Raw genomic sequence first — 25908 nt, 5'->3', positions numbered from 1 at the left:
CCCTCTTGATTAGTCTTCACAAGGCGCAGGCTCTATGTTTATTTTGGGAGCGATGTCCTGATAAGAAAAATTCTGTATCTTTTTCGAACGTTTGAAGTATTTAAAAAGCCGCTCATTTGGATGGGCATTTTGCTTATACTCCGCGACAATGTCCGTAATCAGTTCAACAAGCTGTTCCGGTTCAATGCCTTCCGCAACCGGCTGACCTGGATGGGCTGTTCTTCCAACCGGTTTAGCTCCAAGAAATAAGTCGAACTTCCCTTTTCGGAAGACAATCCCGATATCATCCATCACAGCACTATAGCAAGCCATTCCACACCCATTAAAACCGATGTTAAGTTCCTTGGGCATTTTCATTCCGCCAAGCACCCGATGTATTTCATCCGCATAAGGAATGGATTCCGTTTTTTCACCATCACAGAAATCACATGCTTTTAATGTCAATACATCTCCAATCGGCGATAAAAGAAAGTTTGCTGATTGCAATTTCCCCGTAATGACTTCCGGATCCGTTGTCGGAATCTTTAATACGATTTTATGATTTGGCGTGTATTCCATCGTGCCCTTTTCCCCGACAACTTCCGCAAGTGTCATCATTTGTTTGGGAGTGAATTGTTTATTCGCCACACCTGGACTAACTGCAAGTTCGAATACCGACTCCATTTTTTGCTGAACAATTGGCTCAACGGATTGCTGAACGGTTTGACCCTTGACTCTTGACAGTGCTTCCATTGCCATTTCAAAGGAAGCTGGCTTCTTTTCTGGTGCTTTTGTAAGTAATCCAACTCCTCCAGCGGATTCGGTGAAGGCTTCTTGCACGGAATCGGCTTCTTGATCTAATGCCCACGGTTCCGCTTCTTTTTGAAGACGCTGATGCGGCTTCAATGGTTGCTTTTCCGAATTCAAAGTATATTTCCTCTGATAGCCTCTTGGTGTGATGATTTTGTCATCATATAAAAAGGTGGATGAATTACCAATAATGACGGTGGTCAACATTCCAATATCGTGATTCAACATATCTTTCAAATTGGTTATGACAATATCCTGCCTATCGCGATATGCACTTTTCACCAACCCGACAGGTGTATCGGGGGAACGGTAGCGAAGGAGAATTTTCTGTGTTTCAACAATTTGCCTGGTCCGCCTGCCGCTGCGCGGATTATACAGGGCAATGACAAAGTCTGCCATTGCAGCTGCTTCAACCCTTTTAGCGATCAGTTCCCAAGGGGTTAAATGATCACTGAGACTGATCGTACACGAATCGTGCATGACTGGTGCCCCAAGTAAAGATGCACAAGAGTTGATTGCAGAAATGCCAGGAATGACTTCAATGCCCACTCCAGTTTCTTCTTTCCAGCCTTTTTCAATCAATACTTCATAAACCAACCCAGCCATCCCGTAAACTCCGGCATCCCCGCTGGAAATAACCGCAACTTTCTTACCCAGCTCCGCTTGTTTCACTGCTTCCTGTGCACGTGATACCTCTTCAGTCATCCCCGTACTAATAATCGTTTGATCTGTAAGCAGTCCCTGAATGAGTTCAACATAAGTTTTATAACCAATGATGTAGTCACTTTCTTGAAGGGCTTCGACAGCACGTTTGGTAATGTGTTCAAAATTCCCTGGCCCAAAGCCCACGACGAATAATTTACCGTTTGTACTCATTAAGACATCTCCTTTTTACGCTTTGTTCTTTGAAATACCCGTATGAGCAGGAAAATCTGGATTGGGTGTCATTTCCCCATCATTGAATTGGTAGATCATTTGTGGAACAAACTCCCCATCATCGATATGGCTGACAATCTGGCGACCGAAATCAGGCGTTTCCACTCGATACCAGTTTCCTTGAGGATAGGCAATCACAATGCAGGCATCCTTACATCTTCCGTTACACCGTGTCCTGGTTGTATGGATTTTCATATCCAGTCCTTTGGAAGTAATTTCATCGCGAATCGCTTGGGTTACTTCTTCCCCGCCCTTTTTCATACAGCTGCTCCCATTACAAATCAACAGATGTGTATTTGTACCCATTAAGTTCCAAGTAGTCATATTCTTCCTCCTGCGTTCAGGGAAAAGGCAAAATAAAAAACCTTAACATAAGAGTCAAGGTTTAAAAAAACTATATGAATGAGGAACCCCAGGCAAGAATGCCCAATCTCCAAAATCGTCATAGTCCTTCTACCTTTCCCTCCGAAAAGTATCATGCAATTTTAAAAGCAGGTTTCCTGGCTTACGCTTCATTTTACTTTGTCCCTTCCCGGCAACAATGCCAGTGGCTATCGACAATTTCATCAGCGTTTACAGTAGCGGGGGCTGCATCGGATTTTCACCGATTTCCCTATTATCCCTTGCTTATTCACACAAGAGCACTTTTAAAATGAAATATTTGGTTTTAATATACATTTCTAACTAACTTTATCTATCATATAACAACTTTATCAAAATTCAATAGTTTATTCCGACTGTTTAGAAAAGTTTAATAGTGTATATCCTGCCCACAAGCCTTTCCTTGCAACAAACTTAGTCAAAAAAAAAAAGTTAGTATAGCTGGAATTATTTCTTTATGGTACACTATACGAGAATTTTCTAAATAATTACATAAGTTTTATGGTGTTGAATTTTTCGGAATTCAGCTTAAAAGGGAAGCCGGTGAAAATCCGGAGCGGTCCCGCCACTGTAAAGGGAAGTCCTATTGCTTTAACTTTAATCCACTGTCAAATGAGATGGGAAGGATGTAATGGGATGATGAACCAAAGCCAGGAGACCTGCCATGAAGCGTGAAACTGTTTCAACCTACGAGGATGGGTGTGCGGATCAGGCAGAAAGGCCCATGGTTGGTTTACGCTGCAAAATTCCTGTTCATTACGCACTTCTTTCCTTTGAGAGAAGTGCTATTTATGTTGGGCGCGCCTTTCTTCTCAAGATTGATCAGAAAAATTAAAAGTGTTGAAAGGAGAAAGAATGAAAAGAACCAATTGGAAAACCATTTATTTTGTCATTTTACTGCTTTTTGTCCCAAAACGGGCAATGGCCATGCATATCATGGAGGGCTTTTTACCCATTGAATGGGCTATATTCTGGTGGGCCGTTACCCTTCCATTTTTAATCTTGGGTTACCGGTCCATTAGGTCCAAAGTAAGGGAAAACCCAGAAACCAAAATGATGCTTGGCCTATCGGGCGCATTTGTATTCATTTTATCGGCCTTAAAGATTCCTTCCGTTACGGGAAGTTCTTCACACCCTACCGGAGTTGGTTTGGGTTCCATATTATTCGGACCATTGGCCATGAGTGTCGTTGGCTCCATCGTTCTGTTATTTCAAGCTTTTTTACTGGCTCACGGAGGATTGACGACATTGGGGGCCAATGCATTTTCCATGGCCGTTTGCGGACCGTTCATTGCTTACTTCGTCTTCAAGGGCGCAACTAAATTGGGTTGGTCTTTTTCACTTGCCGTTTTCTTGGCAGCTGCTTTTGGAGATTTGGGAACCTATGTGATAACTTCCGTTCAACTTGCTCTTGCTTTTCCATCCGAGGTAGGAGGATTCATGGCCTCTTTCAGTAAATTTGCAGGGATTTTTGCCCTGACCCAAATTCCCTTGGCAATCAGTGAGGGGATATTGACAGTCGTCGTGATGAATTTCTTGAAAAAATACAATCTAGGCGAATTGAAATTGCTGCGAGTTTTATCTAAGGAGGCCCGTTAATATGAAAAAAAGTTTACTGCTGCTTTTCCTGGTCGTCATTCTTGCTACCATACCGTTAATCACCCAACAAGGAACGGAATTTGGCGGTGCAGATGGCGAAGCTGAAAAAGCCATCACTAAAATCCAGCCGGAATACAAGCCATGGTTCAACAGTATTTGGGAGCCGCCAGGTGCAGAAACCGAAAGCTTATTATTTGCGCTGCAAGCTGCAATCGGAGCTGGTTTCATTGGTTATTTCATAGGTGTAACGAGACAAAGGAATAAGCAAACCAAACAAGAAATTCCCGAAAAATCGAAGCATGTTACTCATTGATAAATATGCCTATTTCAATGGGCTAAAGGATGTACATCCGTTGGAAAAGATGGTTTTTGCACTCTCCCTTTTGCTATTTTCGTTAACGGTAAGGGATATGACCGTTTCGCTCATCACTTTTACGGTGATGAGCGCTTTAATCATTTTTGCGGCAAAAATCCCGTTTTCTTATTATCTTAAATTACTTCTATTACCTGGATTTTTTATACTATCAGGAACAATTACCATCCTTTTTTCTTTTACAAGTAAATTTACTTCGATTTCGAATATATGGTGGTCCTGGAAGGTCGGGAACTGGCAAATATTCATTAGCGATGACAGTGTAGGTACAGTGATCAATTTGATCACTGTCGTATTCGGCAGTATTAGCTGTTTATATTTCCTTACCTTGACTACACCCATTACTGTCATCCTATCCGTGATGCGAAAACTTAAAGTGCCTTCCTTATTGGTCGATTTAATAGAATTGACCTATCGCTTCATCTTTATTTTTTTGGAAACAGCTTTGGCCATTCACCAATCACAAGCTTCACGGCTGGGGTATGGTTCGTTAAGGAAAGGCATTCGATCTCTCGGATTACTAATCTCATCATTATTTTTAGGAGTATTGCAGCGCTCTGGACATTTGACGATGGCCATGAACGCAAGAGGCTATCAGGAGAACCTTTCCTATATCGAGGATACTTACACCTATTCCTCACGCAATTGGCTTTTCGCGATTGTAATACTAGGAAGCTTAATCTTTATTAATGGATATTTGTAAATTGGAGGCAACCCAAGAATGGACGAGCAAATTTTTCATATAGAAGGCCTCACCCATCAATTCGCGGATGGAACGTTCGCTTTAAACGATCTTTCGCTAACGATCCAACATGGTAAAAAGATAGCATTATTAGGCAATAATGGTGCCGGCAAATCGACTTTATTCCTGCATTTAAATGGTCTTTTACAACCTACAGCAGGAAAGATCAGATTTAAGGGCAAGAAAATGAAATATGACCGTAAAGCATTATTATCATTACGAAAGCAAGTCGGGATCGTTTTTCAAGATCCCGACTCGCAGCTCTTTTCCGCTAATGTACAACAGGATATATCGTTTGGACCGATGAATTTAGGTTGGGATAGAAATGCAGTCCAGGACAAAGTAAATTGGGCAATGGCTGAAACGGAAGTAACCGAACTGAAAGACAGACCCACCCATTTTTTGAGCTTAGGGCAAAAAAAACGTGTCGCCATTGCAGGGGTACTCGCCATGGAACCCGATGTATGGCTCTTGGATGAGCCTACCGCTGGATTGGATCCTTATTTCTCAAGACAGATCATGGCTCTGCTGGACAGTATCCACCACCATGACAAAACGATAATCCTATCAACTCATGATGTTAATTTAGCTTATCAATGGGCTGATGAAGTCGTTGTCATGAACGATGGTAAGGTCATATACCAAGGAGATCCCGTATCCGTTTTCCATGATGAAGACGTTTTGCTGCAGGCACATCTGGAGAAGCCGTGGGTTTTTGAAATGTTTCAAGCCCTTCTTCAATCAAGGAAACCTGCAGAACGGGACCTTTTCCCAAGAACGAAGGAAGAATTGCTTCAAATGTTGGAGACTGAAAGGATTTATTAATTAAGCATCCCCTAGCTATTGTTTCATCTTTACAAAAGCTAGGGGATCAAACTGATATATCTTTAAAATAGCAGGTGATAATTCTTGTTCCTAAAAAACAAAAATCTTATTATTTATTACTTTTCTTCCTCAGTTCTTTCTTTTGCAAGCTCAATATCTCTTCCGTTTACATCATCAACGACTGCTTTTATCTCGCCTTCCGCATAAGTATCCGATACTTGTTCGTGGGTTGTAGCCAGTCCAGAGGATAAATTATCTTCCCGTTTATAATCACTAACATCATATGTTCTTCCGGCAATTTCTGAAGATTCATTTTTTGATTGCTTGCTATCCATTTTTTTCACTCCTAGTTTTTAAATTGTCCAATCATCCATTGACAGCAGTATTAAAGACAAAGGTATTTTGTGTAAAAACTGAAGCAATATTCAATAATGATAAAAAAAAGGAGGGAAAAGGCAAAAAAAACTTACAAGTATAATCCCCTTTCAAGGACTTTACATGTAAGCTTATTGAGAGCTTAGGCTTCCTTCTTCACATCCACATTATCGGATGGGTCACCCCAACATTCCACATTCTTCAAACCTTTAATATTGTTCACATGGAAGACAGGATTTTTCCCACTTTTCTTTTGCTTTTGATAGTCCGCCAGTGCAGCAAATGCAATCTTCCCTAGTAATGCTATGGCGATCAGGTTGATAATGGCCATAAGGGCCATCAGCATGTCAGCCAGTCCCCAAACAAAATCCAGTGAGGCAAGAGAACCGAATATCACCATCCCTACGACTGCGATACGATAGATGTTTAACCAAACCTTATTTTCATTGATGAAGCCAATGTTCGACTCTCCATAATAATAGTTGCCCACAATGGAGCTAAAAGCGAATAACAGTACAATAATGGCAAGGAAAATACCCGCCCAAGATCCCAATGCCGTTCCAAGGGCATTTTGGGTAAGGACGATTCCATCCGTTTCCTTCGATGTATAAAGACCTGAAAACAAAATGATGAAGGCAGTCGAACTGCAAATAATGAGCGTATCGACAAAAACACCTAGTGACTGAATGAGCCCTTGTTTAACGGGATGACTGACATCTGCCGTCGCGCCAGCATTAGGTGCACTACCCATCCCGGCTTCATTTGAAAATAGGCCGCGCTTGATTCCCTGCATCATGGCTGCTCCCAGTACTCCGCCAGCCACTTCTTTTATTCCATTAAATGCACTTTCAAAGATCAAAACAAAAACACCAGGTAACTCGGTAATATTCATGATGATGATAATCAACGCCACTATCACATAGGCTCCTGCCATGATCGGAACGATGACTTCAGAGACCTTTGCAACCATTTTGATCCCGCCAAAAATGATGACAGCCGTGACGATTGCCAGGATGACAGCCGTAACCCACTTTTCGATGCCAAACGATTCATTGAATGCACTTGTAATCGTATTGGCTTGAACCGAATTGAAAGCAAGTCCAAATGTAAGCGAAATTAACACAGCGAACGTGATCCCCATCCAACGGGCATTCAATGCTTTTTCCATATAATAGGCAGGACCGCCGCGGAATGCATCCCCATCCTTGACCTTATAGATTTGAGCAAGTGTACTTTCAATGAAAGCCGAAGCAGATCCGATCAGTGCTATTAACCACATCCAGAAAACGGCTCCAGGTCCGCCCATCGTGATCGCTATGGCAACACCTGCTAGGTTACCCGTTCCTACCCGGGAAGCCGTACTAATACAAAAAGCCTGAAAAGATGTCACACCTTTTTTTTCCGCAGTGGCCCCTTCGCCCAATAGCCGGAACATTTCCCCTACCATTCTGAATTGGACAAACTTCGTGCGGACGGAAAAATAAAGTCCCAATCCAATCAACATGATGATCAAAATGGAAGACCATAAAACATCATTTGTCTCACTAATAAAATTTTCTAACATCTCCATTAAAACAAACCCCTCTACTTAACTGTAATTATTATTATAAAAACATATACAACTATAATTCATTTCCCGATTCATTAGGGAGATAAACTAAACAAATGAAGCCCATAAAAAAAGGAAATTCCAGAATGAATCTCCATTACAATAATATATTATATCCTAACACACAATTTTTTTCATTCATGAATTGGTGGAATCAATCGAAAAATATAATATTTCAGTATTATTACCTATAGATAATACTCTTTCTTCCTCTCTCATTTAACGTTCATTTCCAACGGGAGTTATTTTCTATTTTTATCCACATCATTATAAAAAATTACTAAGGGGGTACTGTTAAAATTGAAAAACAAAAAAGATTTTGCTGTGCCTAACGTAAAATCAGTGGGCAGAGACTCAAAAAGGAGCATTTCAGCTCCCCAAATCCAAACAAAAAGAGAGACTTAAACAGCCTCCCTAAACTCATCAGTTTCTACAGTTATTAGTATTAAACTACCTCCCTCAGGACATTAATTACATCTGCCTTACTTGGGGCTATTATGTATCTCCTTCATCCTCATAAAAGCTCAGTATTGTACCATTAAGATCCTCAGCCATTTCTACAGCCTGAGACACTATCACCATCTGTAAAGCAATTCTCTAAATCAGGAAAGCTCACAGCAAAAACTCCCCCTCTTGCTCAACGACAGCATAATATTTGAAGATTTGGTCAAATAAATTAAGTAAATGAAACGAAAATTCACTTACCATGTATTGATTTATTGATTATCGTGTTGTTACATCACAAGCCCGCCATCTACAAATAAAGTTTGCCCTGTCATAAACTGACTCCAATCTGATGCAAGGAACAACACGGGGCCTGCTACATCTTCTGGTGCTGCAATTCTGCGGAGTGGAGTTTGGGATATGATGAGGTCCTTCAACTCTTCTTTTGTATCCTTGCTTGTATCCGTTGGATAGACAAGCCCGGGAGCCACGCAATTGACCCTGATCCCAAAAGCTCCGAGCTCTGCAGCTAAATTACGGCTGTACCCCATAAGTCCACTTTTTGCTGTCGTGTATTCATGGTAAGGTACAATCGGTCTTTGAACTAAATTGCTGATCATATTGATGATGCTGCCATTACTCTGTTTTTTCATAATGGGCAAGACTGCCTGACACATATAATGTGTAGAGCGTAAAGCCCCATCAATTTGCGCCTGATAATCTTCCCATTTTAGCTCCCATGACATTTTTCGATTGTCAGCATCAAAAATGTAAGACTTGAAGGCATTATTCACGAGAACATCAATTTTCCCCGCTTCCAAAACTTGTTCGATCATCTGTTTGACGGACGATTCAGAAGAGACATCTCCCTGTATTGCCCATCCTTCACCGCCCAGTTTAGTACAATCCTCGGCAACCTGTTCAGCGGCCTCGTGATTTTGCAAGTAGTTGATGATCACCAGTGCCCCTTCTCTCGCAAAGGCACGGGCAATACTAGCTCCAATTCCGCGGCTGGCTCCCGTCACCAGTACTACTTTCCCCTGAAATTTTTTCATTTTTTCTCCTCCGTTTTGTTAGGAAGAAGCTCGTCTCGTACTGCCTCTTTCATATCGATGCTGTTTTCAATTAGTCCTAGTTGTTGGTACGTATCTGCCCCTTTTTGTAATATCGATGTATCAAGTCCCCCTAGCCCCTTACTATCAGTTTCTTCAGAGGAAACACTCGAAGTATTTCTCAGATTAATAATTTCCAAGTTTTGTTGTTCATCTTTCCCATCTATGGCATATTCAGATGCTAGTGTAGCAGCTTCCTCAGGATTTTTGATCATCCACTGTGCACTGCTACTATAAGCCTCCAAAAATTCTTTCAGAACGTCTTTCTTTTCATCATACGTCTTTTCTGTGACAACAAATACATCGCTAGGCACATTCAAATAATCTTTTGCTTCCATGACATTTACTTCATCCAATCCCTTTTGTTTAGCGACTGCTAAACCAGTATCCGTTGCAGCTGTTGCATCCACCTTTCCCTGCATCAAAGGTGCAAAATTCAACAATCCCGTCTCCACGATTTTTACATCGTTTTCCGAAAGTCCAGCCTGATGCAGAAGAACCAATAAATTTTGACGCGTCCCGCTTGTTAAACTATATACACCAATTGTTTTCCCTTTAAGATCCTGTGGCTTATTTATTTTTTTGTCTTTAAGCGATACAATGTTAAACACATTTTGTGGATAGATATTATAAATCACCTTCAGCTTTTCCCCTTTGTCTAATGCAAAGAAAAGAGAGCCGGGATCTGTAAACGCAATGTCAGCTTGTCCAGAAACAATATTTTTAATGGCATCCCCGCCACCTTCTCCTGGAATAACCGAAACGTCCAATCCTTTATCCTTGAAAAAGTGTTTTTTCTCATCCACCAATAAATTCGTTTGCTCAGTTATCGGCTTACTCCAATTCGCTACTCTGACCGGCTGTATTTTCTCTGAGCCAGATTCCTTGGTTGACTCTTCCTTCGCTCCACAAGCGCTTGTAATTATTGCTATCAATAATAATAAACCCATTAGCATAATTTTTGATTTCATTTTTTCTCCGTCTCCTTTATAAATCGTTTGACCCATTTCTTTTCCATTAGTTGCACTGCCTGATATAGAACCATTCCCATGGCCGTTAACAATATCAAGGTCGCGAACATCAATGGTGTATCCATCATTCCCTGTGAAGCAATGATTACCGCTCCTAATCCGTCACTACCGCCGATAAACTCTCCAACAACCGCTCCTACAATTGCCAAAACGACTGCTACGCGAAGCCCTGCTATAATCCCAGGCATCCCAGCAGGTATCTTTAAATGGATCAAGGTTTGCCAGCGTGATGCACCAAGCATTTTGAACAGTTCCTGCTTCTGCTTATCCGTATACTTTATGGCCATCACCGTATTCTCCAATAAAGGAAAAAAACAGATCAGTGCCGTAATCACCACTTTAGAGGTCATTCCAAATCCAAACCAAAGGATAAAAAGAGGAGCTAAAGCAAGCTTCGGAACAGCTTGACTGGCAATAATGTAAGGAAATAAGAGCTTCCGTAAAAAAGGCACCTCTCCCAAAATAATGCCTGCCACAAATCCGAATAACCCTCCAAAAAACAGCCCCAGCAACACCTCTGATGTGGTTCGGATAATATGCGGGGTAAAGTATCCGCCCATTATGCCTTCAAAAAGAGTATGGAAAATCACAATAGGTGTCGGCAGGACAAGCTCCGACATGGACCTTGCTGCTAGATCCCATAAAAACAGCAAAAGTAGTAAAAGGATTACGGAGTATATAGGAAATCGTCTCATAACCGTGCTCCCCCCATAACCTGGCGGATCTTGAGGCAAAGTTCATTAAAATACGAGCTGTACCTCATTTCCACCGTTCGCGGCTTTGCAAGATCGACAGCTGTATCATAGACAATGCTTCCTTGATCCATTACCGCTATCTTGTCTGAGAGATAAACAGCTTCTGAAATATCATGTGTTATAAAAAGGACTGTCGTATTTTGCTGTTTGCATATCTTTAAAAGGTCGTCCTGTAATTCTTCTCTTGTAATCGCGTCCAATGCGGCAAATGGTTCGTCTAAGAACATCATGGACGGCTGTTCAACAAGTGCCCTTGCAATGGCTACACGACTCTGCTGACCTCCTGATAATTGTGCCGGAAACCTCTGAAGAAAGTCTGCTAACCCAACAGTCTCCAATAACTTCATCGCATACTCTATATCCTTTACCGTCACTTTCCTTCTAAGGGAAACGGGCAACAGAACGTTGGCCATTACAGTTTTCCACTCTAAAAGGGTTGGGGATTGAAAGACAAATCCGGCTTCAGGGGACGGCTTGATTACGACGTTCCCATTCAGGGAAATACTTCCGGTATCCACCTGCAGTAAGCCTGCAACGAGCTTTAATAACGTCGTTTTCCCGCACCCACTCTTCCCCAGCAAACAATGAAACTCCCCTTCTTTGATTTCCCAGCTTACACGATTGATAACTGACCCTCTGCCCTGATAGCTGTATGTCACATCATTAACTGTCAAAAAACCCATTCCACTACCTCCTAATCCACATAAGGGGCAAATCTTTCACTGTACACTACAGCAGAGGACTCTATATCTATCATGTTGATCAAATCTAGTAAATTAAAGCGGCCATCATGGTGCCATCCAACTTCAGGAGACGTCATACTGCCCAAAGCCGTTAACCTCGTTACACCAATCCCCCCTAATAACTCGGCCCAATGAAAAAGTTCTCTGGGGCTTGCAGCTATACCAACGGTTTGGAGGAAAGCACGGTGAGGCTCAATGTAAGGAATCAGGTCCTCTATTTTTTCAAAGGCAATCACCTTTATCACTCGATTCAAACTACTTGGAGTGAATGAAATGCCCTTTTCTTCGTATACGACGGTCCAATCATGTGCTACATTTCCCAATACCTCCTTTTGGGAATCATAAAAAACACTCATCTCTTCTCTTTGACGCCACGATGCCAGGGCTGCAGACTCTTCCATTGAAAGAATTCGCCGAGGATACCTTTTTTCCATGTTTTCGAGTTCATGTGCCAGATATCTCGCAAATTCTTTTGGCGGAACATTGCCTCCATGTTGGACATAAAAAATATGGGGAGAGTAGCAGCCTTGCTGATCATAACGGATGACATCAAGTGCCGCTTGACGTGCCGTTTCAAAAGCTTTTTGTGAATCCAAGCTAAAACGAGAGATTAACCCAAAACTGATTTTATGCCCATATGCCAAAAATCGGGTGGTTATTGGCGTTCGGCTTTGAAGAGACTGAAGAGAAGCGTTGCCGCCGTACCCTACTACAACGTCACTTTGTTCCAATATGCATGTTTCCCGCTCTTCATCGCCCCCTTTCCACCAAACAATAGCAAAGCAATCCGCTAATTTAGGTTCAATTTCCACTAACAAACGGGCAAACAAGCCCGCAAACAAAGGCTCCGCACTTGCGACCTTCCCAATGTTTCCTGATTTGGTAAGCAAGGCGGAGATGAAGCTCCACAAAGGAAGACCAGGGACATTCCCCGACCAAATATGGGTGATTAGATTTGGCCCGACTGCCTTAGAGAACCCGCCTTTGATTCGAGGTTGAAAGTCATCAAGCAACAGGGGATTTCCAAAATCTTCAACAACAAAGCGTTGGAGTTCATGTTTACGGAATTTTTTCAAATAGGAAGTAAGTCCAAGACGAACTATTTCCTCATCGTACCCTGTAATAATCGGCAGGAGCTGTTCAGCCTTTTGACGGTACGGTGAACGACGATCCAGTAATCTCTCAATTGCTTTGTCAATCATGTCCATGATTTCCACCGTCGTAAATGTCTTTAATGTCTCAACACTTGCCCTTTTAACCTTTTCTATAACCTTATTCATCTGTTCTATCGTAAGAAGGGGAATCTCCACTTCCACTTCTTCATTCTTTCTCTTAAATACTAATATCCTTTTTGCGAAATCTTCATCCCCTATATCCGGTATATATCCTGCAATCTCGCTCATTCCGATAAGCCCTTTGCAGCTTTTAAAAACTCATCCACCGCTATGGAACAGCCCTTTGCTTCTGTTCCCTGCACTCTCCCTAATAAAAGAAAACCACCATCCACCTCAACCCCTAAATCTTCTGTTAGGATGGTAGTGACCGAATTAAAATTAGCTAAATCACAATGAACAAGTACTCCCCGCTCGCCCTTTTGGACCTCTTCCCCACTTAAAGGATTAATCACTCTAGTCCTTATCCAATGCGGTCCCGATTTTACAGGAGGAATAGTCTCATTACCATCATCATAAAATTGGGTGCTTAGCTCTGTCATCCCATACATATTGATGCACTCAGACCGTTCTACACCTAAGTGAGTGGAAAGCAAATGATAGAATTCATCCAAACCCAATTCCTTTGATTGATTTTTATATCCTCCCGTATCAAGGATTTTACTTCCCTTTGGTAAACTGAAGGTCTTTCCCATTCGTTCTAATTCTTCAATCATATGTACGAAACTAAAACTCGCGCCTACAAGGGCATAAGGCTCCCCTGTTTTTTCCGCATGTTCAAGGTCCTCCAGCAAGCGGTCCATATCAATTCCACCTTCATTTAATAGATAGTGGCTATCCTTCGTACCGAATTCACGCATTCCAAGACCCAAGTAGCGAGCTAATGAAGAGTTAGGCATTTCTATTTCGGTTGGAAAAAGAATCCCCATGCGGATTTTCTCCGTTTCCTTCATAAATCTTTTCCTGAAATTTAAAATCATGGACTCATCAAACACTTCCAAAGTGGGATGATAATGTTTGCCCTTAATTCCTTTTGTAGTTCCGCTCGTCATGAAAACCGCTTCTGTTTCAGAGGGATCTATGGAGCTTAGCGTGACCTCTTTAAAAGCATTAATCGGAACGGCCGGAATATCCCTCCAAGTCTTGACTACGCTTGGTGTCTTTCCTTTTTGAAAACAAAAGGTTCGATAGGGAAGATTATGATGGTATTGATAAGAAAATAATTGTAAGGCCTGTTCATTGAATGCCTCGTCTGATGTAACTTCATTCTGCATAAAGCGAACAATATTAGTGGTTATGACTTGCTGTTGATTCATCTCGAATCCATCCTTTCATAGAAAATAAAAAAGCACTTTGCGTAAGCAAAGTGCATAGTGGTCCTCTAGTCACAATCCCTACGCTGGCATTACCCAACAGGTTCAAACGGTCTACAACAGTTAGTCATACTCTCAGCCTGATTCCACAGACTCCCGTAACATTAAATTTTATTCAAGTCTATTCCTTCTGCCTAAAAAATGCAACTCCATTTTAAACTACCGTTAAATACACTAAATCATAGATCCATATTTCATTAAAAGGAATGAACAAGATCATCTCCATCGATTTTCTCAATTTTTCATTTTTCATGAAGGCATATAATTCTTTAAATAATGAATATAAAAGAAATACCATTCTAAACTCTAAAGTAAAAGCTATGTGCTTGTCTGCTGGATATAAGTTAGGGTAAAGAACTTAAAAAACACAGCTACTTTTGGATTGAATATGTTTGCAAGAAATCCTTCTTTAGTATAATTATTATCGATGACCATCAGCTTTTCCGTGAAGGCGTAAAGCACATATACTTTTTTATTGAGCTAACGGGGCAGCATTCCTATAATAAAGAAAATGAGATTTGAGCGTATAAAAAACCTTGGTATGAAAGTGAGACTGACCAGCTAAAGGGAAAAATAAAGGCTGTCAAGAAGAAGATTCCCCACAGCCTTTACCTATTATTTAGTAAAAATTTCAATAAGTTCGTTAACCCCTAAATAGGCGAACATGATGAGACAAGCTGTTAATACCAAATTAGGAACAGCTTTGTTCCTAAACTCTTTATCAACCTTTTTCGAATTTAATAGTAAAATCAAGGAGATCGCCAGGAATGGCATAAATAATGCTCCTAAAGCTCCATATATGATGATTAACTCGACGGGTTTTCCGAAATAAAACAAAATCATCGGAGGGAATGTTAGCCAGGCTAGATAGGCACGATAAGCAGGTTCCGTTTCTGATACAGCCTGTTTCCCTGGAGCCTTTTTCTTGCGTATCGTTTTGACAAAGTCAGCGAAAAGATACGGAACCCCATTCCAAACTCCAAGTAAGGAAGAGAAAGCTGCAGACCAAAATGCAATTAAGAATAACCAGCGCATGGGTGTGCCAAACTCCGCCCCAAGCATTTCGGCAAGTTTGATAAGCCCTTGATCATCACGGATGCTGACACCTGTACCCGCAAGAAATTGAGCACCGATTATCAATGCAGCCAATGTAAAGATAGCTGTTAATGTATAGGCAACCTTGGTATCTGTTCTCATCATGGAAATCCAACCTTTTCCACTCCAGCTTTTTTCACTTAACCAATAACCATAGGAAGCCATTGTGATTGTTCCACCAACTCCACCAATCAAGCCTAGCATTAAAATGAATGAGCCTTCTGGAACTCTAGGAACGAATCCGATTGCGAAATCTCCTAAGCTAGGTAGGAAAAGAAGCGCTGTACCGATAATCGTTACAAACATAACACCTATTAAAACTGTCATTACACGTTCAAACAGAAGATAACGGCCTGTCCAAACGAGACCGAAGCCTAGAATCGAATGGACGATAGCCCAAGCCCAAAGCGGCATGATTGGAAACATGGCGTGCATGGCCAATGCTGAAGTCGATGCTGCAGCTGCTCCATAGATAAATCCCCAAATGACTGAATAGATACCAAAATAACCTGTTGCCCATTTCCCTAATGAATGCCAGCCATCAATCATGGTTTGTCCGGTTGCCAAATACCAGCGTCCTACACCTTCATTTAAAAAGTATTTCAAAATTGCACCGACAATAATGGCCCATACAAAGGTCATTCCAAAAGAAGTTCCAATAACGATAGATGTTATCAAATCAGCAGTTCCTACACCTGTGGCAGCGACAACTATACCCGGTCCAACCTGTCTTAGTTTTTCCCCCATCGTAGCTGGTGGAATTTTGAACTGTGGCTTATTAAGTTCTGTCTTCATGTAATACCTCCTCAGATGGTAAATGTCCCAAATATAAATTAATTTTATGTAGTTCATTATTTAGAATCGTCTTAGGCTAATTCTAATAAAATAGCCATGCCCTGACCTCCGCCAATACATAGAGTCGCTATCCCGTATCTTTCTTGTCGTTTTTGCATTTCATGAATTAATTTTGTTATGATTATCGCTCCAGTTGCCCCTAATGGATGACCTAATGCGATAGCCCCACCATTGACATTGATTTTATCCGGATCCAGCTTCGCTTCACGTATCACGGCAAGTGATTGCGAAGCGAAAGCCTCATTCAATTCAAACAGCCCAATATCCTCAACCTTCAGACCAGTCTTTTTCAAAAGATTTTCAATTGCGGGAACTGGACCGATTCCCATATATCGTGGATCGACACCAGCTGTAGACCAGTTAACGATTTTGGCAATGGGTTTGACACCTATGTTAGAAGCCTTTTCTCGAGTCATTAAAACTAAGGAACTCGCTCCATCATTACGGCCACAGGCATTACCCGCTGTGACAGTTCCATCCTTTTTAAAGACTGGTTTCAATTGAGTTAATTTTTCTAAGGTTGTGTCTCTTGGGTGCTCGTCTATTTGGAAAATCGATGTGTTTTTTCTAGTTTTTATTTCAATCGGAACTATTTGCGATTTGAAGGATTCAGACTCAATTGCTAATTTTGCCCGATTCTGGCTTTCCAAAGCAAATGCATCCTGATCTTCACGGGAAATATTATATGTTACCGCAACGTTCTCAGCCGTAACCCCCATACCTAAGTCTTTACCATAAACTTCGATTGGCTGCTGGCCATTTTCCAGATTAGAATCAACAAGGTAAGGATTTCCTTCTCCATATCGTGAATTTCTTAAATAAATGGGGGCTCTGCTCATATTTTCCGCTCCGCCGGCAACGACAATATCACCCGGATTAAATGCTAAGTGCTGAACCCCCGATACAACAGCCTGAATGCCTGAAGCACATAGTCGGTTTACTGTGAAAGCAGAGGCCTCCTGGGGAATACCAGCTCTTAATGCAGCAACACGTGCTAGATTAGATGATTCAGTGGACTGCCGTACCTCACCAAAAATTACTTCATTGATCTGCTCAGGTGCTAGCCCTGCACGTTCAATCGCATCTTTAATGGTTGTTGCAGCTAGATTTCCAGCAGGTACATCTTTTAATCGTCCGCCAAATCTACCAATGGCTGTACGGTTTGCGCTAACAATTACAAATTCATGATCCATTATAATACCTCCGGATTTTTAAATTCATTCAACTGAATACGCTTTCAAATTTGGTGAAATTATAAAATTTGCAGGTGTGATTTCTTTTAATTTCTCTACCGTACACCCCTTGTCTAACTCTTCTAAAACCATTTCATTATCTTTAAATCGAAAAACTGCATATTCAGATATTAATGTCGATACAACACCTTGGGCTGTTAGTGGAATATCGCAGTGATTGACAATTTTCGGATCGCCCTCTTTCGTGCAATGCTGAGTTGCAATGATGACTTCCTTTGCACCCACGACTAGATCCATTGCTCCACCAACTCCTAAAATATCCTTTCCCGGTACAGCCCAGTTTGCTAAATCTCCTGTTTCACTGACTTGAAGGGCTCCTAAAACGACTGTATCAACATGTCCGCCGCGAATCATCGCAAATGATTCGGAGGATGAAAAATAAGCAGCACCTTTTTGTGCGGTGACCGGTAATTTCCCGGCATTTATGATTTCAGGGTCTTCCTTCCCTTTCTCTGGCGAAGGACCTACTCCAAGGAGCCCATTTTCCGTATGAAGGTATACGGATTTATTTTCGGGTATATAGTTAGCAACCAGGGTCGGAATGCCGATTCCTAAATTGACGATTGTTCCCTCTTTTATTTCCATAGCAACCCTTTTGGCTATCATTTCTTTAATAATAAGTGACGACATCTTCGGTCAATTTCTCCTTTCCACTATAAAATCCACGAACAAATGAGGCGTTATGATTTCCTCGGGGGATATCTTGCCCACTTCAACAATCTCCTCCACTTCAACTATAGTTATTTTTGCTGCACTAGCCATATCAGGGTTAAAGTTCCGAGCTGTTTTTGAATAGATTAAATTACCCAACCTATCTGCTTTTTTAGCCTTCACTAAAGCCACATCAGCAAATAACGGTAACTCTAAAACATATTCTTTTCCATTAATCACGCGTGATTCTTTATTTTCTCCTATAAGTGTCCCTGCTGACGTGCGAGTATAAAATCCACCTATACCGGCACCTGCTGCTCGTAACCTTTCGCCTAATGTCCCCTGCGGAACCAGCTCCACTTCCAAAATACCTTGCTTGACGTAACGGACGGCATCCATATTACTCGTAAAATATGAACCTATCCCTTTTTTTATTTTATTTTGGAGTAGAATCTTACCTAGACCTTTTCCTCCTGGTTCCCCTAGGTTATTGCTAATGATTGTTAAATCGGAAACTGGATGTTCAGCCAATGATTCTACCAAGTCAAGAGGGCATCCTACCAACCCAAAACCTCCTACAGCGACGGTGTCTCCATCTTTTATATACGAAACAGCTTCTGATGCAGTAATGATCTTATTCAATGTAGCTTAAAGCCTCCTCTTCCACGTAATGTAATCCCTTACATATACATAAAAAAAATTTAAAATAAGAGTTGTGTAATTCCGATTATACCTGTACACTATACGTACACCTTGTACATATAGTGTACCTTGGGATAATCATAATTATCTTTTGTTAAGAAGTCAACCTAATTGTTTATTTTTTCTAACAATTAGACTGATAATTCACTATAAATTTTCATTATTTTTAGGAGGAAGTTCGTGATGGATAATGAAACGGAACAATCATCTTATTTCGTCCAATCAGTCGCAAAAGGATTTGAAGTGTTAAAAGCTTTTGATTCAAGTTCTGCTAGTCTTTCGCTTCGGGAACTTGCAGAGCGGACAGGCATTAATAAAGCGACAGTTAGACGCTTTGCATTAACCCTTGTCGACCTCGGTTATCTAAGGTTAATAGAAGACAATAGATTTCAACTCAGCCCGAAGGTTTTGGATTTAGCGGTCCATTATTTACAAACATTGAATTTACCGGATCTTGCTCAACCTATCTTGGAATCTATCTCTGCCACTGTAAAGGAATCAACAAACCTGGCCATTCTGGATGGTGCGGAAGTTGTCTATGTTTCCAGAGTGAATGCAGCTAAAAGGATCGTCGGGGCAAACTTGAAGGTCGGTTCAAGATTGCCTTATTATGCAACCTCATTAGGAAAAGCACTTGTTGCCTGGTTACCCGAAAACGAGAGGAAAAAAATTTGGGGAATCACCCATATCGAAGCTTTTACCCAAAATACAATCACTACTTATGAAAAATTCGAGGAAGACTTGGCCATGACCAGGTCACGGGGTTATGCGATAGGTGATGAAGAGCTAGAGGAAGGACTCCGCTCCATTTCAATGCCCATTATCAATTGGCAGGGTACAACGATAGCCGCAGTAAATGTTTCTACCCAGGTCATCCGAACAGATAAAAAGAAATTATTAGAAATCTACTTACCAGCCCTTCAAGAAGGAGTTAAAAAATTAAATCATCAAACGGGATCTAAAAGTTAAAATCAAAAAACACACTTATAAAAATTGAGGCCACTGAAAACTTTCGTTTTTTTAGTGGTACTTGATTTAGTAAAAAAGACGACTCCAATTTATTTTCATAAAATTGGAGTCGTCTTTTTGATCATTAAGGAATTTTTTAGAAACATATACATGAATATCCTATTCATGTATGAATTATGATGCAACTTAAAATAATTTGGGTATAAAATCAAACTCGCTTTGGACAGACTTCACCCCTTGTTGAAGTTGTCCTTTTTTATTTCCCTGTTTACGCCCATCAATGACAGTCCCAGTGTGCCAGATTGGGAAAGAAACGATTTTATATACGTTAAACAAAAAGCCCCTCCCGATAGAGAAGAGCTTTTATGAATAATCATGGGGTATATTCAATTTGCTATGACTTTTTCAAGGTAAGGGGGCCGGGGGCACATCATTAACCATGAAACTGAAAACGCTGCCAAATTGTAATAGTAAACCAAAGTGGCTTTCCTTCCTTATTGAAGAAAATTAACAAATTTAGACACCCCTATTTTATTAAAACGATTGTTTTTCCTGACTAGCCATAAATTTCTTGTTATATCTATTCTGGAAATACCCACTTCCCGCAAAAAGCCTTGCTCCAATTCCCTGGCCACTGTCAACCTTGGCAAAATGCTGATTCCAAGTCCAGCTTCAACCGCACTTTTTATCGCTTGTGTGCTACCAATCTCCATGTAACTTTCTATTTTTTCTAAAACCCCATGCTCCCTTAACATGTTTTCTACTATAAGCCGTGTTCCTGAAATGGATTCACGCCAAATCATTCTTTCATTCCCCAATTCCTCAAGCTGAATTTTTTTTCTGTCTTTCCATGGGTGGTCGGATGGACATACCAATATCAATTCATCCTCGGCGAACTTGTCTACAATAAAATCGCTGTTTTCCACAAGTCCTTCCACCAAGGCCAAATCAATGACATCGTTTGAAAGATCCTCCAGAACCCGTGGGGTATTTTTTATCGTTAATGTCACTTTTATTTCAGGCTGTTGTTTTTTAAATCTCCCAAGCAAGCTCGGCAACAAATACTCACCGATAGTCAAGGACGCCCCTACTATGAGGTTTGCATTGTACTTGCCAGTTGATTGCTGAATCACTTCTTTTGAATGGTTGAAGTCGTTTACAATAGCTTTTGCAAAAGGGTATAACAACTTTCCTGCCTCTGTAACTCTCAGCCTTCCTTCCTCACGGTCGAATAACAATGTGTTATAATAATTTTCCAGTTGATGGATTTGTCTTGTTACAGCGGGTTGAGATAGGAAGCTTAACCTCGCTGCCTGGCTTATGCTTCCTTCATCCACCACTAAACAAAACATTTTTAGATTTTCTAATTTCAAGAAAACGACCTCCATGTTTTTAGATAGTTTATTAAAATGATAGCATCATAAAGGTAAATGGTGAAATGAAAAAAGAGTACTACATCCCTGAATAAGTGAGGCTAATAAATTATTGGCGACATTCTTTATAAAACGGATAAATCTTCTGGGTATAACGATTTGTTATACCCGATGATTTTGTTGCAATTTACCCATTCCTTTTTCTTTGATATGTTAGTAATAAGATTTAAACTTAACGGCAAAGGAAGTGACTGATATCAATGAAAGGACAATGGAAAACTCTATTCCATTTATTTTGGACCTTTTTTAAAATAGCACCTGTCACATTCGGAGGCGGGTTTGCGATGATCCCTTTAATCGAAAAAGAAGTGGTCGAAAAGAGGAAATGGATGAAAAGCGAAGAAGTTACGGATGTTTTTGCGTTATCTCAGTCCGTACCGGGAGCTGTCGCCATTAACTCCGCCACCTTTATCGGCCATCGAATTGCCGGAATGAAGGGGGCAATGGCAGCCATGATCGGTGTTTCATTACCTACCTTTTTAATTGTTCTGCTCCTAGGCATTTTGTATTTTTTCATTCAGGATAATCCGAAGATAGAATCCGCATTCATATCGATCAGAGCTTCGATAGTAGCCATCATCGCCTATGCGGCTATAAAGATAGGAAAAACGGCTGTTGTAGACAAATCAACATTCTGTATTTTACTAGTAGGAATTCCAGTCCTCTTCTTTCTCCACCCTGTGATAGTTATAGTAGCAGGAGCTGTAGCGGGTATTGTGACAATCTCCATTAAGAGAAAATTAGGTTACGATGTCAAGATGGACAGAAAAGATATGGGAAAAGAAGAAAATGATTTCGAACCTTTCATGGGTGCTGGCATATAGGTAAATCTAAAAAAGGGTCTAACTAATTTTCAAGAAAGCGTGTGATAGAATGATGGAATTGTGGGAGTTGTTTAGCACCTTCTTTATTATCGGCTTTGTATCGTTCGGAGGCGGATACGCCATGATTCCCGTAATAGAATCGGAAGTCTCACAGCATGGATGGATGACGACGCAGCAATTTACCGATATAATCGCTATTTCCGGGATGTCCCCAGGACCCGTCACAGCCAATAGTGCCATTCTCGTTGGCTATTCGACTGCTGGATTAGCAGGAGCCATATCATCCGCTCTCGGAATCTTGCTACCTGCTATTATATTCGTGACCGTTATAGCCACCTTCTTCAGCAAATTGAATCATTTTCCAGTTATTCAATCCATGTTTTATGGATTAAGACCCATTGTCACTAGTTTAATCCTCTTTGCAGCAATCAGTTTAGCACTTTCCAATCATATGATAGCCCCGAACTTTTCATGGCATACGATTAGCTTATTACTCGTTTTTGGATTATCGTTATTTGCCCTAATGAAATTACGCTGGCACCCAGCCTATGTAATTATTCTTTCTGGTTTAGTTGGTGTTGTCCTCTATTCATGACAAATGCCTCACGCAAAACCATTATCAATATGGACCGGAATGAAGCACAGTTATTTTGGTTATGAAAAAAATTTGTTTATCATGAATTAAAGAAATATCAAACAGATGAATTGGAATTTTCAGGTCGGTTGAAGACGGCCTTGATTAGTTTAGGACACTTATTCTGAAATAAGAGAAAGGATGACTTCTGAATAATTTTCATGCTTATCTTTTAGTATTTCGATCATACAGAAAACACCCTGTATCCAATGATCCAGGGTGTTTTTTCATTATTATCCTCTTTTTAAGAAGTCCGTTTCTTCGTTTCATCATTTCCCGACTGAAACCGTGGATAACCAATCAAGATGGCCACGACTCCACAAAGTCCAATTAGTATTGGGTAATATGAATACGGCAAGATGCTTATCGGAGAAATCTTTGCTACTCCTGCCGCAACAAGCAGCTGTGCCCCATATGGAATCAACCCTTGGATACAACAGGCAAAAACGTCAAGTAAGCTCGCCGATTTACGCGGATCAATCCCATACTTTTCAGCAATATTTTTGGCAAGTGGCCCGGCAATGATAATCGAAATCGTGTTATTTGCCGTTGAAAGGTTCGTCAAACCAACAAGCCCGGCAATACTGAATTCCGCCCCTTTTTTTGATTTGCTATTTCGGGTCACGAGGTGGAGTAAATAATCGATGCCACCATTATGTTTGATTACAGCAACCATACCTGCAATTAAAATGGCAAGGAAGGATATTTCATACATTCCCGCCATTCCTTCGCCAACTTTTTGAATGACACCCAGCGGTTGATAACTTCCATCAGCCAATCCGATAATTCCGGCAAATACGATTCCGATGGATAGGACCAGGAACACATTGACTCCTGCCAATGCAGTAATCAATACGCAAAGGTATGGAAGAATCTTCACCCAATTATAGGAATTTTGGGTGATGTCGGCTTGTTCACCCATCGTTAATATTCCTAGGATAGCACATGTGATGATGGCCGCAGGTAAAACGATGAAAAAATTCACTTTAAACTTATCCTTCATTTTCGTTCCCTGTGTTCGAACTGCAGCGATTGTGGTATCTGAAATGAAGGATAGGTTATCACCAAACATCGCACCACCAATAACGGCCGCCATTGAAAGGGCAAGCGAAATATCGGTTTGCTCGCTAATTCCCACCCCGATAGGTGCTAGTGCTACAATCGTTCCCATGCTCGTTCCCATAGATAGAGAAATAAAACAAGCGATAATGAATATCCCTACCATTAAAAGATTTTGGGGAAAAACCGCTAAGGCAAGATTAACCGTTGATTCAACTGCTCCCATGCCATTTGCAACTTCGGCAAAAGCGCCGGCTAAAAGGAAAATGATAACCATTAACATAATATTGGCGTCCCCTGCACCTTTACAGAAAATATCAACCTTTTGATTGAAACTTTCTTTCCGATTCATTGCCAATGCAGCTGCTGATGCAATAGAAATCGCTACAATTACCGGAAATGAATAAAAATCTTTAGTGACGATTCCGGACCCTATAAATAAAATTAAAAATACGACAAATGGAATCAATGCCCATGGATTCCCTTTATTGTTTGCACTCATGATGTACACCTCTTTTTATTTTTCCCATGACATGTGTCATAGCTTTTATTCTTTTAACGGTTTTCGCAAATAACACCAATTTGAACTTGATTCTCCAGTCATGGAGCTATAGCTAAAAAAACTGTCAGCATAAAAAAGACCCCTTCTATTAAACAACAAGAAGAGGTCTTTTAATTTATAAAAAACACCCTCCTTATCTTTCAGGCGAAAATCAGCCTGCTGGATTTGGCACAGCACTCCTATTAAGTCCGCTGCCGAGACATCTTCGGGCCAGTCCCTCCGTCTCTCTTGATAAGAAGATCAAAATTATATAATTTATCAAATATTACGATGCCTGTCAGAAAAGTACCAGGCTGGAAACTTGCTGAAACCATCTGAGTTTGTGAAAGTGACATCGAAGTCATTTTGAAAAGCAAATATAAGAGTACAGCATTTTGTCTATTTTCGCAAGGCTTAGTTTTAAAGTATTCACATGCACTTCTTACTGATTAATAAGAGATCTTGACATGTGCAGTTAATCAGTACAATGAGTCTTCTATGATATTTATCGGGACAGAATTAATATAAAAAGAGGTCTAATGACCTCTCAGCAAATTTGTTGTATTAGGTCAGGTGAATTTTTTTTAGTCGAGTTCACATCAGTCGATACCTCAAAAGCTTCCATTTGTTCCGAATCGAATGACTTTAAATACTGCTGCAGATATGCAGGATCATTAATGGATGGATTCAACCAATCTTTTTCATCTTCTGGTTTAAGGATGACAGGCATACGATCATGAATGCTGGTCATCAGCTCATTAGGAACGGTTGTTATAACGGAGCACGTGTAGATGCTGAGGCCTTCAGGGGATTTCCAGGATTCCCATATACCGGCCATTCCAAATGGAGCATGATTCTTCAGTTTTATTCGCATCGGTATTTTTCTTTCTGGTGTCTTCTTCCATTCATAAAATGAGTCAGCGATTATCAAGCACCTCTTCTTCTTATACGCATTCTTGAAGCTTGCTTTCTCTGCAATGGTTTCCGCTCTGGCATTGATCATTTTATAGCCCACTTTTTCGTCTTTTGCCCAGAAAGGAATGAGTCCCCACCGAAGATATCCAAGTCGGTTCATTGCCCCGTCATTAATGACGGATAGCACGGATTGGGAGGGAGCAATATTGTAGCTGAATTGGTATTCCTCATCAAATGATCCTTGAATATCAAACCGATCTTTTATTTCTTCAATGTCAGTGAAAAGGGTGAAACGACCACACATAATATCGCCTACCGTATTAAGATTTATTACAGTGTAACAAATGGAACGGGAAGGCACAAATCAGCGTTCTAAAATCCTGATGTCGGTAAATGGTTGATTAAATAATTCGCTGGAAATCAAAAGGGTGCCAAGGACTTCTCTTTCATCTTCAGCTTTAATGATTTCCGACAAAATTAAGGTACTGCCGTTCCTTACCGTTACTTTATATTCATTCATTGAATCCCCCCCAAAAGGCTAGATGGTTGTTATTATAAACTAAAAACCCACAAGTATCAGTATTGAACTCTGGCAGAGTCATGGTTAATCTTCTAATGAAGAGGCCGCATGGAGGTTCCTTTACACTTTAAAGGGTTAGTCGAACAATGCCCGGGACCATAAATCCTTGATAGGCGGCAATCGAGTAGGAGGAGGCGC

The 25908-nt window shown here is 40.8% G+C and carries 27 protein-coding genes and 3 riboswitches; of the genes, 8 read left to right on the top strand and 19 right to left on the bottom strand.

Annotated elements, in window-relative coordinates; all coding sequences use genetic code 11:
- Positions 1-9: 9 nt before the first annotated feature.
- Together cobJ and J7J00_RS24510 are read right to left on the bottom strand one after the other, a co-directional pair.
- Entirely contained in the window at positions 10-1665 is a 1656-nt protein-coding gene (gene cobJ, locus J7J00_RS24515) for a precorrin-3B C(17)-methyltransferase (RefSeq protein WP_214795404.1), read from the bottom strand.
- A 15-nt stretch (positions 1666-1680) separates the two neighbouring features.
- On the bottom strand, positions 1681-2049 hold the full coding sequence (locus J7J00_RS24510) for a (2Fe-2S) ferredoxin domain-containing protein (protein ID WP_214795402.1): 369 nt from the start codon (positions 2047-2049) through the stop codon (positions 1681-1683).
- Between the two features lie 149 nt (positions 2050-2198).
- A riboswitch (cobalamin riboswitch) is annotated at positions 2199-2389 on the bottom strand.
- A 202-nt stretch (positions 2390-2591) separates the two neighbouring features.
- Positions 2592-2787, top strand: a riboswitch (cobalamin riboswitch).
- Between J7J00_RS24510 and J7J00_RS24505 the strand changes: the two genes are divergently transcribed.
- From J7J00_RS24505 to J7J00_RS24485, 5 genes are all read left to right on the top strand, one after another.
- The gene (locus tag J7J00_RS24505) at positions 2771-2941 is read left to right on the top strand and encodes a hypothetical protein (RefSeq protein ID WP_214795400.1); all 171 of its coding nucleotides are present in this window, start codon (positions 2771-2773) and stop codon (positions 2939-2941) included. Its footprint overlaps the riboswitch before it by 17 nt.
- 20 nt (positions 2942-2961) lie before the next feature.
- Positions 2962-3705: an energy-coupling factor ABC transporter permease gene (locus tag J7J00_RS24500; protein WP_214795398.1), complete on the top strand. Its 744-nt coding sequence runs from the start codon at positions 2962-2964 to the stop codon at positions 3703-3705.
- 1 nt (position 3706) lies between these two features.
- Positions 3707-4018, top strand: coding sequence for an energy-coupling factor ABC transporter substrate-binding protein (locus J7J00_RS24495; RefSeq protein ID WP_214795396.1), 312 nt, complete (start codon positions 3707-3709; stop codon positions 4016-4018).
- Positions 4005-4781, top strand: coding sequence for a cobalt ECF transporter T component CbiQ (gene cbiQ, locus J7J00_RS24490; RefSeq protein WP_214795394.1), 777 nt, complete (start codon positions 4005-4007; stop codon positions 4779-4781). Before J7J00_RS24495 ends, cbiQ begins: the two co-directional genes overlap by 14 nt.
- 18 nt (positions 4782-4799) lie before the next feature.
- Positions 4800-5645 carry an energy-coupling factor ABC transporter ATP-binding protein gene (locus tag J7J00_RS24485; protein ID WP_214795392.1) on the top strand — a complete coding sequence of 282 codons (846 nt, stop codon included), beginning with the start codon at positions 4800-4802 and terminating at the stop codon, positions 5643-5645.
- Between the two features lie 116 nt (positions 5646-5761).
- On the opposite strand, the gene J7J00_RS24480 is transcribed toward J7J00_RS24485, so the two are convergent.
- The 12 genes from J7J00_RS24480 to J7J00_RS24425 form a co-directional block, all read right to left on the bottom strand.
- Positions 5762-5980 carry a YozQ family protein gene (locus J7J00_RS24480; protein ID WP_098371842.1) on the bottom strand — a complete coding sequence of 73 codons (219 nt, stop codon included), beginning with the start codon at positions 5978-5980 and terminating at the stop codon, positions 5762-5764.
- A 182-nt stretch (positions 5981-6162) separates the two neighbouring features.
- Entirely contained in the window at positions 6163-7590 is a 1428-nt protein-coding gene (locus J7J00_RS24475; RefSeq protein ID WP_214795390.1) for an alanine/glycine:cation symporter family protein, read from the bottom strand.
- 773 nt (positions 7591-8363) lie between these two features.
- Positions 8364-9128 carry an SDR family oxidoreductase gene (locus tag J7J00_RS24470; RefSeq protein ID WP_214795388.1) on the bottom strand — a complete coding sequence of 255 codons (765 nt, stop codon included), beginning with the start codon at positions 9126-9128 and terminating at the stop codon, positions 8364-8366.
- Positions 9125-10156 carry an ABC transporter substrate-binding protein gene (locus tag J7J00_RS24465; protein WP_214795386.1) on the bottom strand — a complete coding sequence of 344 codons (1032 nt, stop codon included), beginning with the start codon at positions 10154-10156 and terminating at the stop codon, positions 9125-9127. The genes J7J00_RS24470 and J7J00_RS24465 overlap by 4 nt, the downstream gene beginning before the upstream one ends.
- Positions 10153-10911 carry an ABC transporter permease gene (locus J7J00_RS24460; protein WP_214746746.1) on the bottom strand — a complete coding sequence of 253 codons (759 nt, stop codon included), beginning with the start codon at positions 10909-10911 and terminating at the stop codon, positions 10153-10155. The genes J7J00_RS24465 and J7J00_RS24460 overlap by 4 nt, the downstream gene beginning before the upstream one ends.
- On the bottom strand, positions 10908-11654 hold the full coding sequence (locus tag J7J00_RS24455; RefSeq protein ID WP_214795384.1) for an ABC transporter ATP-binding protein: 747 nt from the start codon (positions 11652-11654) through the stop codon (positions 10908-10910). The genes J7J00_RS24460 and J7J00_RS24455 overlap by 4 nt, the downstream gene beginning before the upstream one ends.
- An 11-nt stretch (positions 11655-11665) precedes the next feature.
- Entirely contained in the window at positions 11666-13117 is a 1452-nt protein-coding gene (locus tag J7J00_RS24450) for an acyl-CoA reductase (RefSeq protein WP_214795382.1), read from the bottom strand.
- Positions 13114-14202, bottom strand: a complete 1089-nt coding sequence (locus J7J00_RS24445) for a LuxE/PaaK family acyltransferase (protein WP_214795380.1) — start codon at positions 14200-14202, stop codon at positions 13114-13116. Before J7J00_RS24445 ends, J7J00_RS24450 begins: the two co-directional genes overlap by 4 nt.
- A 672-nt stretch (positions 14203-14874) precedes the next feature.
- Entirely contained in the window at positions 14875-16149 is a 1275-nt protein-coding gene (locus J7J00_RS24440) for an Nramp family divalent metal transporter (protein ID WP_286201557.1), read from the bottom strand.
- A gap of 71 nt (positions 16150-16220) precedes the next feature.
- Positions 16221-17402, bottom strand: a complete 1182-nt coding sequence (locus J7J00_RS24435) for a thiolase family protein (protein ID WP_214795378.1) — start codon at positions 17400-17402, stop codon at positions 16221-16223.
- A 24-nt stretch (positions 17403-17426) separates the two neighbouring features.
- Complete coding sequence (locus J7J00_RS24430) at positions 17427-18092, bottom strand: 3-oxoacid CoA-transferase subunit B (RefSeq protein ID WP_214795377.1); 666 nt, start codon at positions 18090-18092, stop codon at positions 17427-17429.
- A 6-nt stretch (positions 18093-18098) separates the two neighbouring features.
- A complete protein-coding gene (locus J7J00_RS24425; protein WP_214795376.1) occupies positions 18099-18755 on the bottom strand; it encodes a CoA transferase subunit A in 657 nt (218 codons plus the stop codon).
- 243 nt (positions 18756-18998) lie between these two features.
- On the opposite strand from J7J00_RS24425, the gene J7J00_RS24420 reads away from it, so the two are divergent.
- Positions 18999-19784, top strand: coding sequence for an IclR family transcriptional regulator domain-containing protein (locus tag J7J00_RS24420; RefSeq protein ID WP_214795375.1), 786 nt, complete (start codon positions 18999-19001; stop codon positions 19782-19784).
- Positions 19785-19970: 186 nt separating this feature from the next.
- On the opposite strand, the gene J7J00_RS24415 is transcribed toward J7J00_RS24420, so the two are convergent.
- Together J7J00_RS24415 and J7J00_RS24410 are read right to left on the bottom strand one after the other, a co-directional pair.
- A complete protein-coding gene (locus tag J7J00_RS24415; protein ID WP_214795374.1) occupies positions 19971-20120 on the bottom strand; it encodes a hypothetical protein in 150 nt (49 codons plus the stop codon).
- A 158-nt stretch (positions 20121-20278) separates the two neighbouring features.
- Positions 20279-21157: a LysR family transcriptional regulator gene (locus J7J00_RS24410; protein ID WP_214795372.1), complete on the bottom strand. Its 879-nt coding sequence runs from the start codon at positions 21155-21157 to the stop codon at positions 20279-20281.
- 260 nt (positions 21158-21417) lie between these two features.
- Here J7J00_RS24410 and J7J00_RS24405 point away from each other — a divergent pair, with 260 nt between their 5' ends.
- Positions 21418-22041 carry a chromate transporter gene (locus J7J00_RS24405; protein ID WP_214795370.1) on the top strand — a complete coding sequence of 208 codons (624 nt, stop codon included), beginning with the start codon at positions 21418-21420 and terminating at the stop codon, positions 22039-22041.
- 49 nt (positions 22042-22090) lie between these two features.
- Positions 22091-22636 (top strand): chromate transporter, encoded by a 546-nt coding sequence (locus J7J00_RS24400; RefSeq protein WP_286201556.1) that lies wholly within the window; start codon positions 22091-22093, stop codon positions 22634-22636.
- 283 nt (positions 22637-22919) lie between these two features.
- Here the strand turns inward: J7J00_RS24400 and J7J00_RS24395 are convergent, their stop codons facing one another.
- The 3 genes from J7J00_RS24395 to J7J00_RS24385 all read right to left on the bottom strand — a co-directional run bounded on the left by J7J00_RS24395 (position 22920) and on the right by J7J00_RS24385 (position 25710).
- A complete protein-coding gene (locus tag J7J00_RS24395) occupies positions 22920-24236 on the bottom strand; it encodes a Na+/H+ antiporter NhaC family protein (protein ID WP_214795368.1) in 1317 nt (438 codons plus the stop codon).
- A gap of 190 nt (positions 24237-24426) precedes the next feature.
- Positions 24427-24534: riboswitch (SAM riboswitch) on the bottom strand.
- 288 nt (positions 24535-24822) lie between these two features.
- Entirely contained in the window at positions 24823-25494 is a 672-nt protein-coding gene (locus J7J00_RS24390) for an SOS response-associated peptidase (protein WP_214795366.1), read from the bottom strand.
- Between the two features lie 60 nt (positions 25495-25554).
- On the bottom strand, positions 25555-25710 hold the full coding sequence (locus J7J00_RS24385) for a hypothetical protein (protein WP_153246094.1): 156 nt from the start codon (positions 25708-25710) through the stop codon (positions 25555-25557).
- Positions 25711-25908 lie beyond the last annotated feature (198 nt).

Origin of the sequence: Bacillus sp. ISL-4 (genome assembly GCF_018613275.1) — a bacterium.
Taxonomy (GTDB): Bacteria; Bacillota; Bacilli; order Bacillales; family DSM-1321; genus Peribacillus; species Peribacillus simplex_E.
The sequence above is the reverse complement of the archived record's forward strand: the minus strand, read 5'-3'. Positions and strand labels throughout refer to the sequence as shown.

Excerpts from the sequence above, each read along its gene's own strand:
- cbiQ (WP_214795394.1), top strand. The coding sequence starts at position 4,005 with ATGTTACTCATTGATAAATATGCCTATTTCAATGGGCTAAAGGATGTA.
- cobJ (WP_214795404.1), bottom strand. The coding sequence starts at position 1,665 with ATGAGTACAAACGGTAAATTATTCGTCGTGGGCTTTGGGCCAGGGAAT.
- J7J00_RS24505 (WP_214795400.1), top strand. The coding sequence starts at position 2,771 with ATGAAGCGTGAAACTGTTTCAACCTACGAGGATGGGTGTGCGGATCAG.
- J7J00_RS24390 (WP_214795366.1), bottom strand. The coding sequence starts at position 25,494 with ATGTGTGGTCGTTTCACCCTTTTCACTGACATTGAAGAAATAAAAGAT.
- J7J00_RS24395 (WP_214795368.1), bottom strand. The coding sequence starts at position 24,236 with ATGAGTGCAAACAATAAAGGGAATCCATGGGCATTGATTCCATTTGTC.
- J7J00_RS24495 (WP_214795396.1), top strand. The coding sequence starts at position 3,707 with ATGAAAAAAAGTTTACTGCTGCTTTTCCTGGTCGTCATTCTTGCTACC.
- J7J00_RS24460 (WP_214746746.1), bottom strand. The coding sequence starts at position 10,911 with ATGAGACGATTTCCTATATACTCCGTAATCCTTTTACTACTTTTGCTG.
- J7J00_RS24405 (WP_214795370.1), top strand. The coding sequence starts at position 21,418 with ATGAAAGGACAATGGAAAACTCTATTCCATTTATTTTGGACCTTTTTT.
- J7J00_RS24420 (WP_214795375.1), top strand. The coding sequence starts at position 18,999 with ATGGATAATGAAACGGAACAATCATCTTATTTCGTCCAATCAGTCGCA.
- J7J00_RS24470 (WP_214795388.1), bottom strand. The coding sequence starts at position 9,128 with ATGAAAAAATTTCAGGGGAAAGTAGTACTGGTGACGGGAGCCAGCCGC.
- J7J00_RS24500 (WP_214795398.1), top strand. The coding sequence starts at position 2,962 with ATGAAAAGAACCAATTGGAAAACCATTTATTTTGTCATTTTACTGCTT.
- J7J00_RS24430 (WP_214795377.1), bottom strand. The coding sequence starts at position 18,092 with ATGTCGTCACTTATTATTAAAGAAATGATAGCCAAAAGGGTTGCTATG.
- J7J00_RS24440 (WP_286201557.1), bottom strand. The coding sequence starts at position 16,149 with ATGAAGACAGAACTTAATAAGCCACAGTTCAAAATTCCACCAGCTACG.
- J7J00_RS24475 (WP_214795390.1), bottom strand. The coding sequence starts at position 7,590 with ATGGAGATGTTAGAAAATTTTATTAGTGAGACAAATGATGTTTTATGG.
- J7J00_RS24435 (WP_214795378.1), bottom strand. The coding sequence starts at position 17,402 with ATGGATCATGAATTTGTAATTGTTAGCGCAAACCGTACAGCCATTGGT.
- J7J00_RS24450 (WP_214795382.1), bottom strand. The coding sequence starts at position 13,117 with ATGAGCGAGATTGCAGGATATATACCGGATATAGGGGATGAAGATTTC.
- J7J00_RS24485 (WP_214795392.1), top strand. The coding sequence starts at position 4,800 with ATGGACGAGCAAATTTTTCATATAGAAGGCCTCACCCATCAATTCGCG.
- J7J00_RS24455 (WP_214795384.1), bottom strand. The coding sequence starts at position 11,654 with ATGGGTTTTTTGACAGTTAATGATGTGACATACAGCTATCAGGGCAGA.
- J7J00_RS24400 (WP_286201556.1), top strand. The coding sequence starts at position 22,091 with ATGATGGAATTGTGGGAGTTGTTTAGCACCTTCTTTATTATCGGCTTT.
- J7J00_RS24480 (WP_098371842.1), bottom strand. The coding sequence starts at position 5,980 with ATGGATAGCAAGCAATCAAAAAATGAATCTTCAGAAATTGCCGGAAGA.
- J7J00_RS24385 (WP_153246094.1), bottom strand. The coding sequence starts at position 25,710 with ATGAATGAATATAAAGTAACGGTAAGGAACGGCAGTACCTTAATTTTG.
- J7J00_RS24510 (WP_214795402.1), bottom strand. The coding sequence starts at position 2,049 with ATGACTACTTGGAACTTAATGGGTACAAATACACATCTGTTGATTTGT.
- J7J00_RS24445 (WP_214795380.1), bottom strand. The coding sequence starts at position 14,202 with ATGAATCAACAGCAAGTCATAACCACTAATATTGTTCGCTTTATGCAG.
- J7J00_RS24465 (WP_214795386.1), bottom strand. The coding sequence starts at position 10,156 with ATGAAATCAAAAATTATGCTAATGGGTTTATTATTATTGATAGCAATA.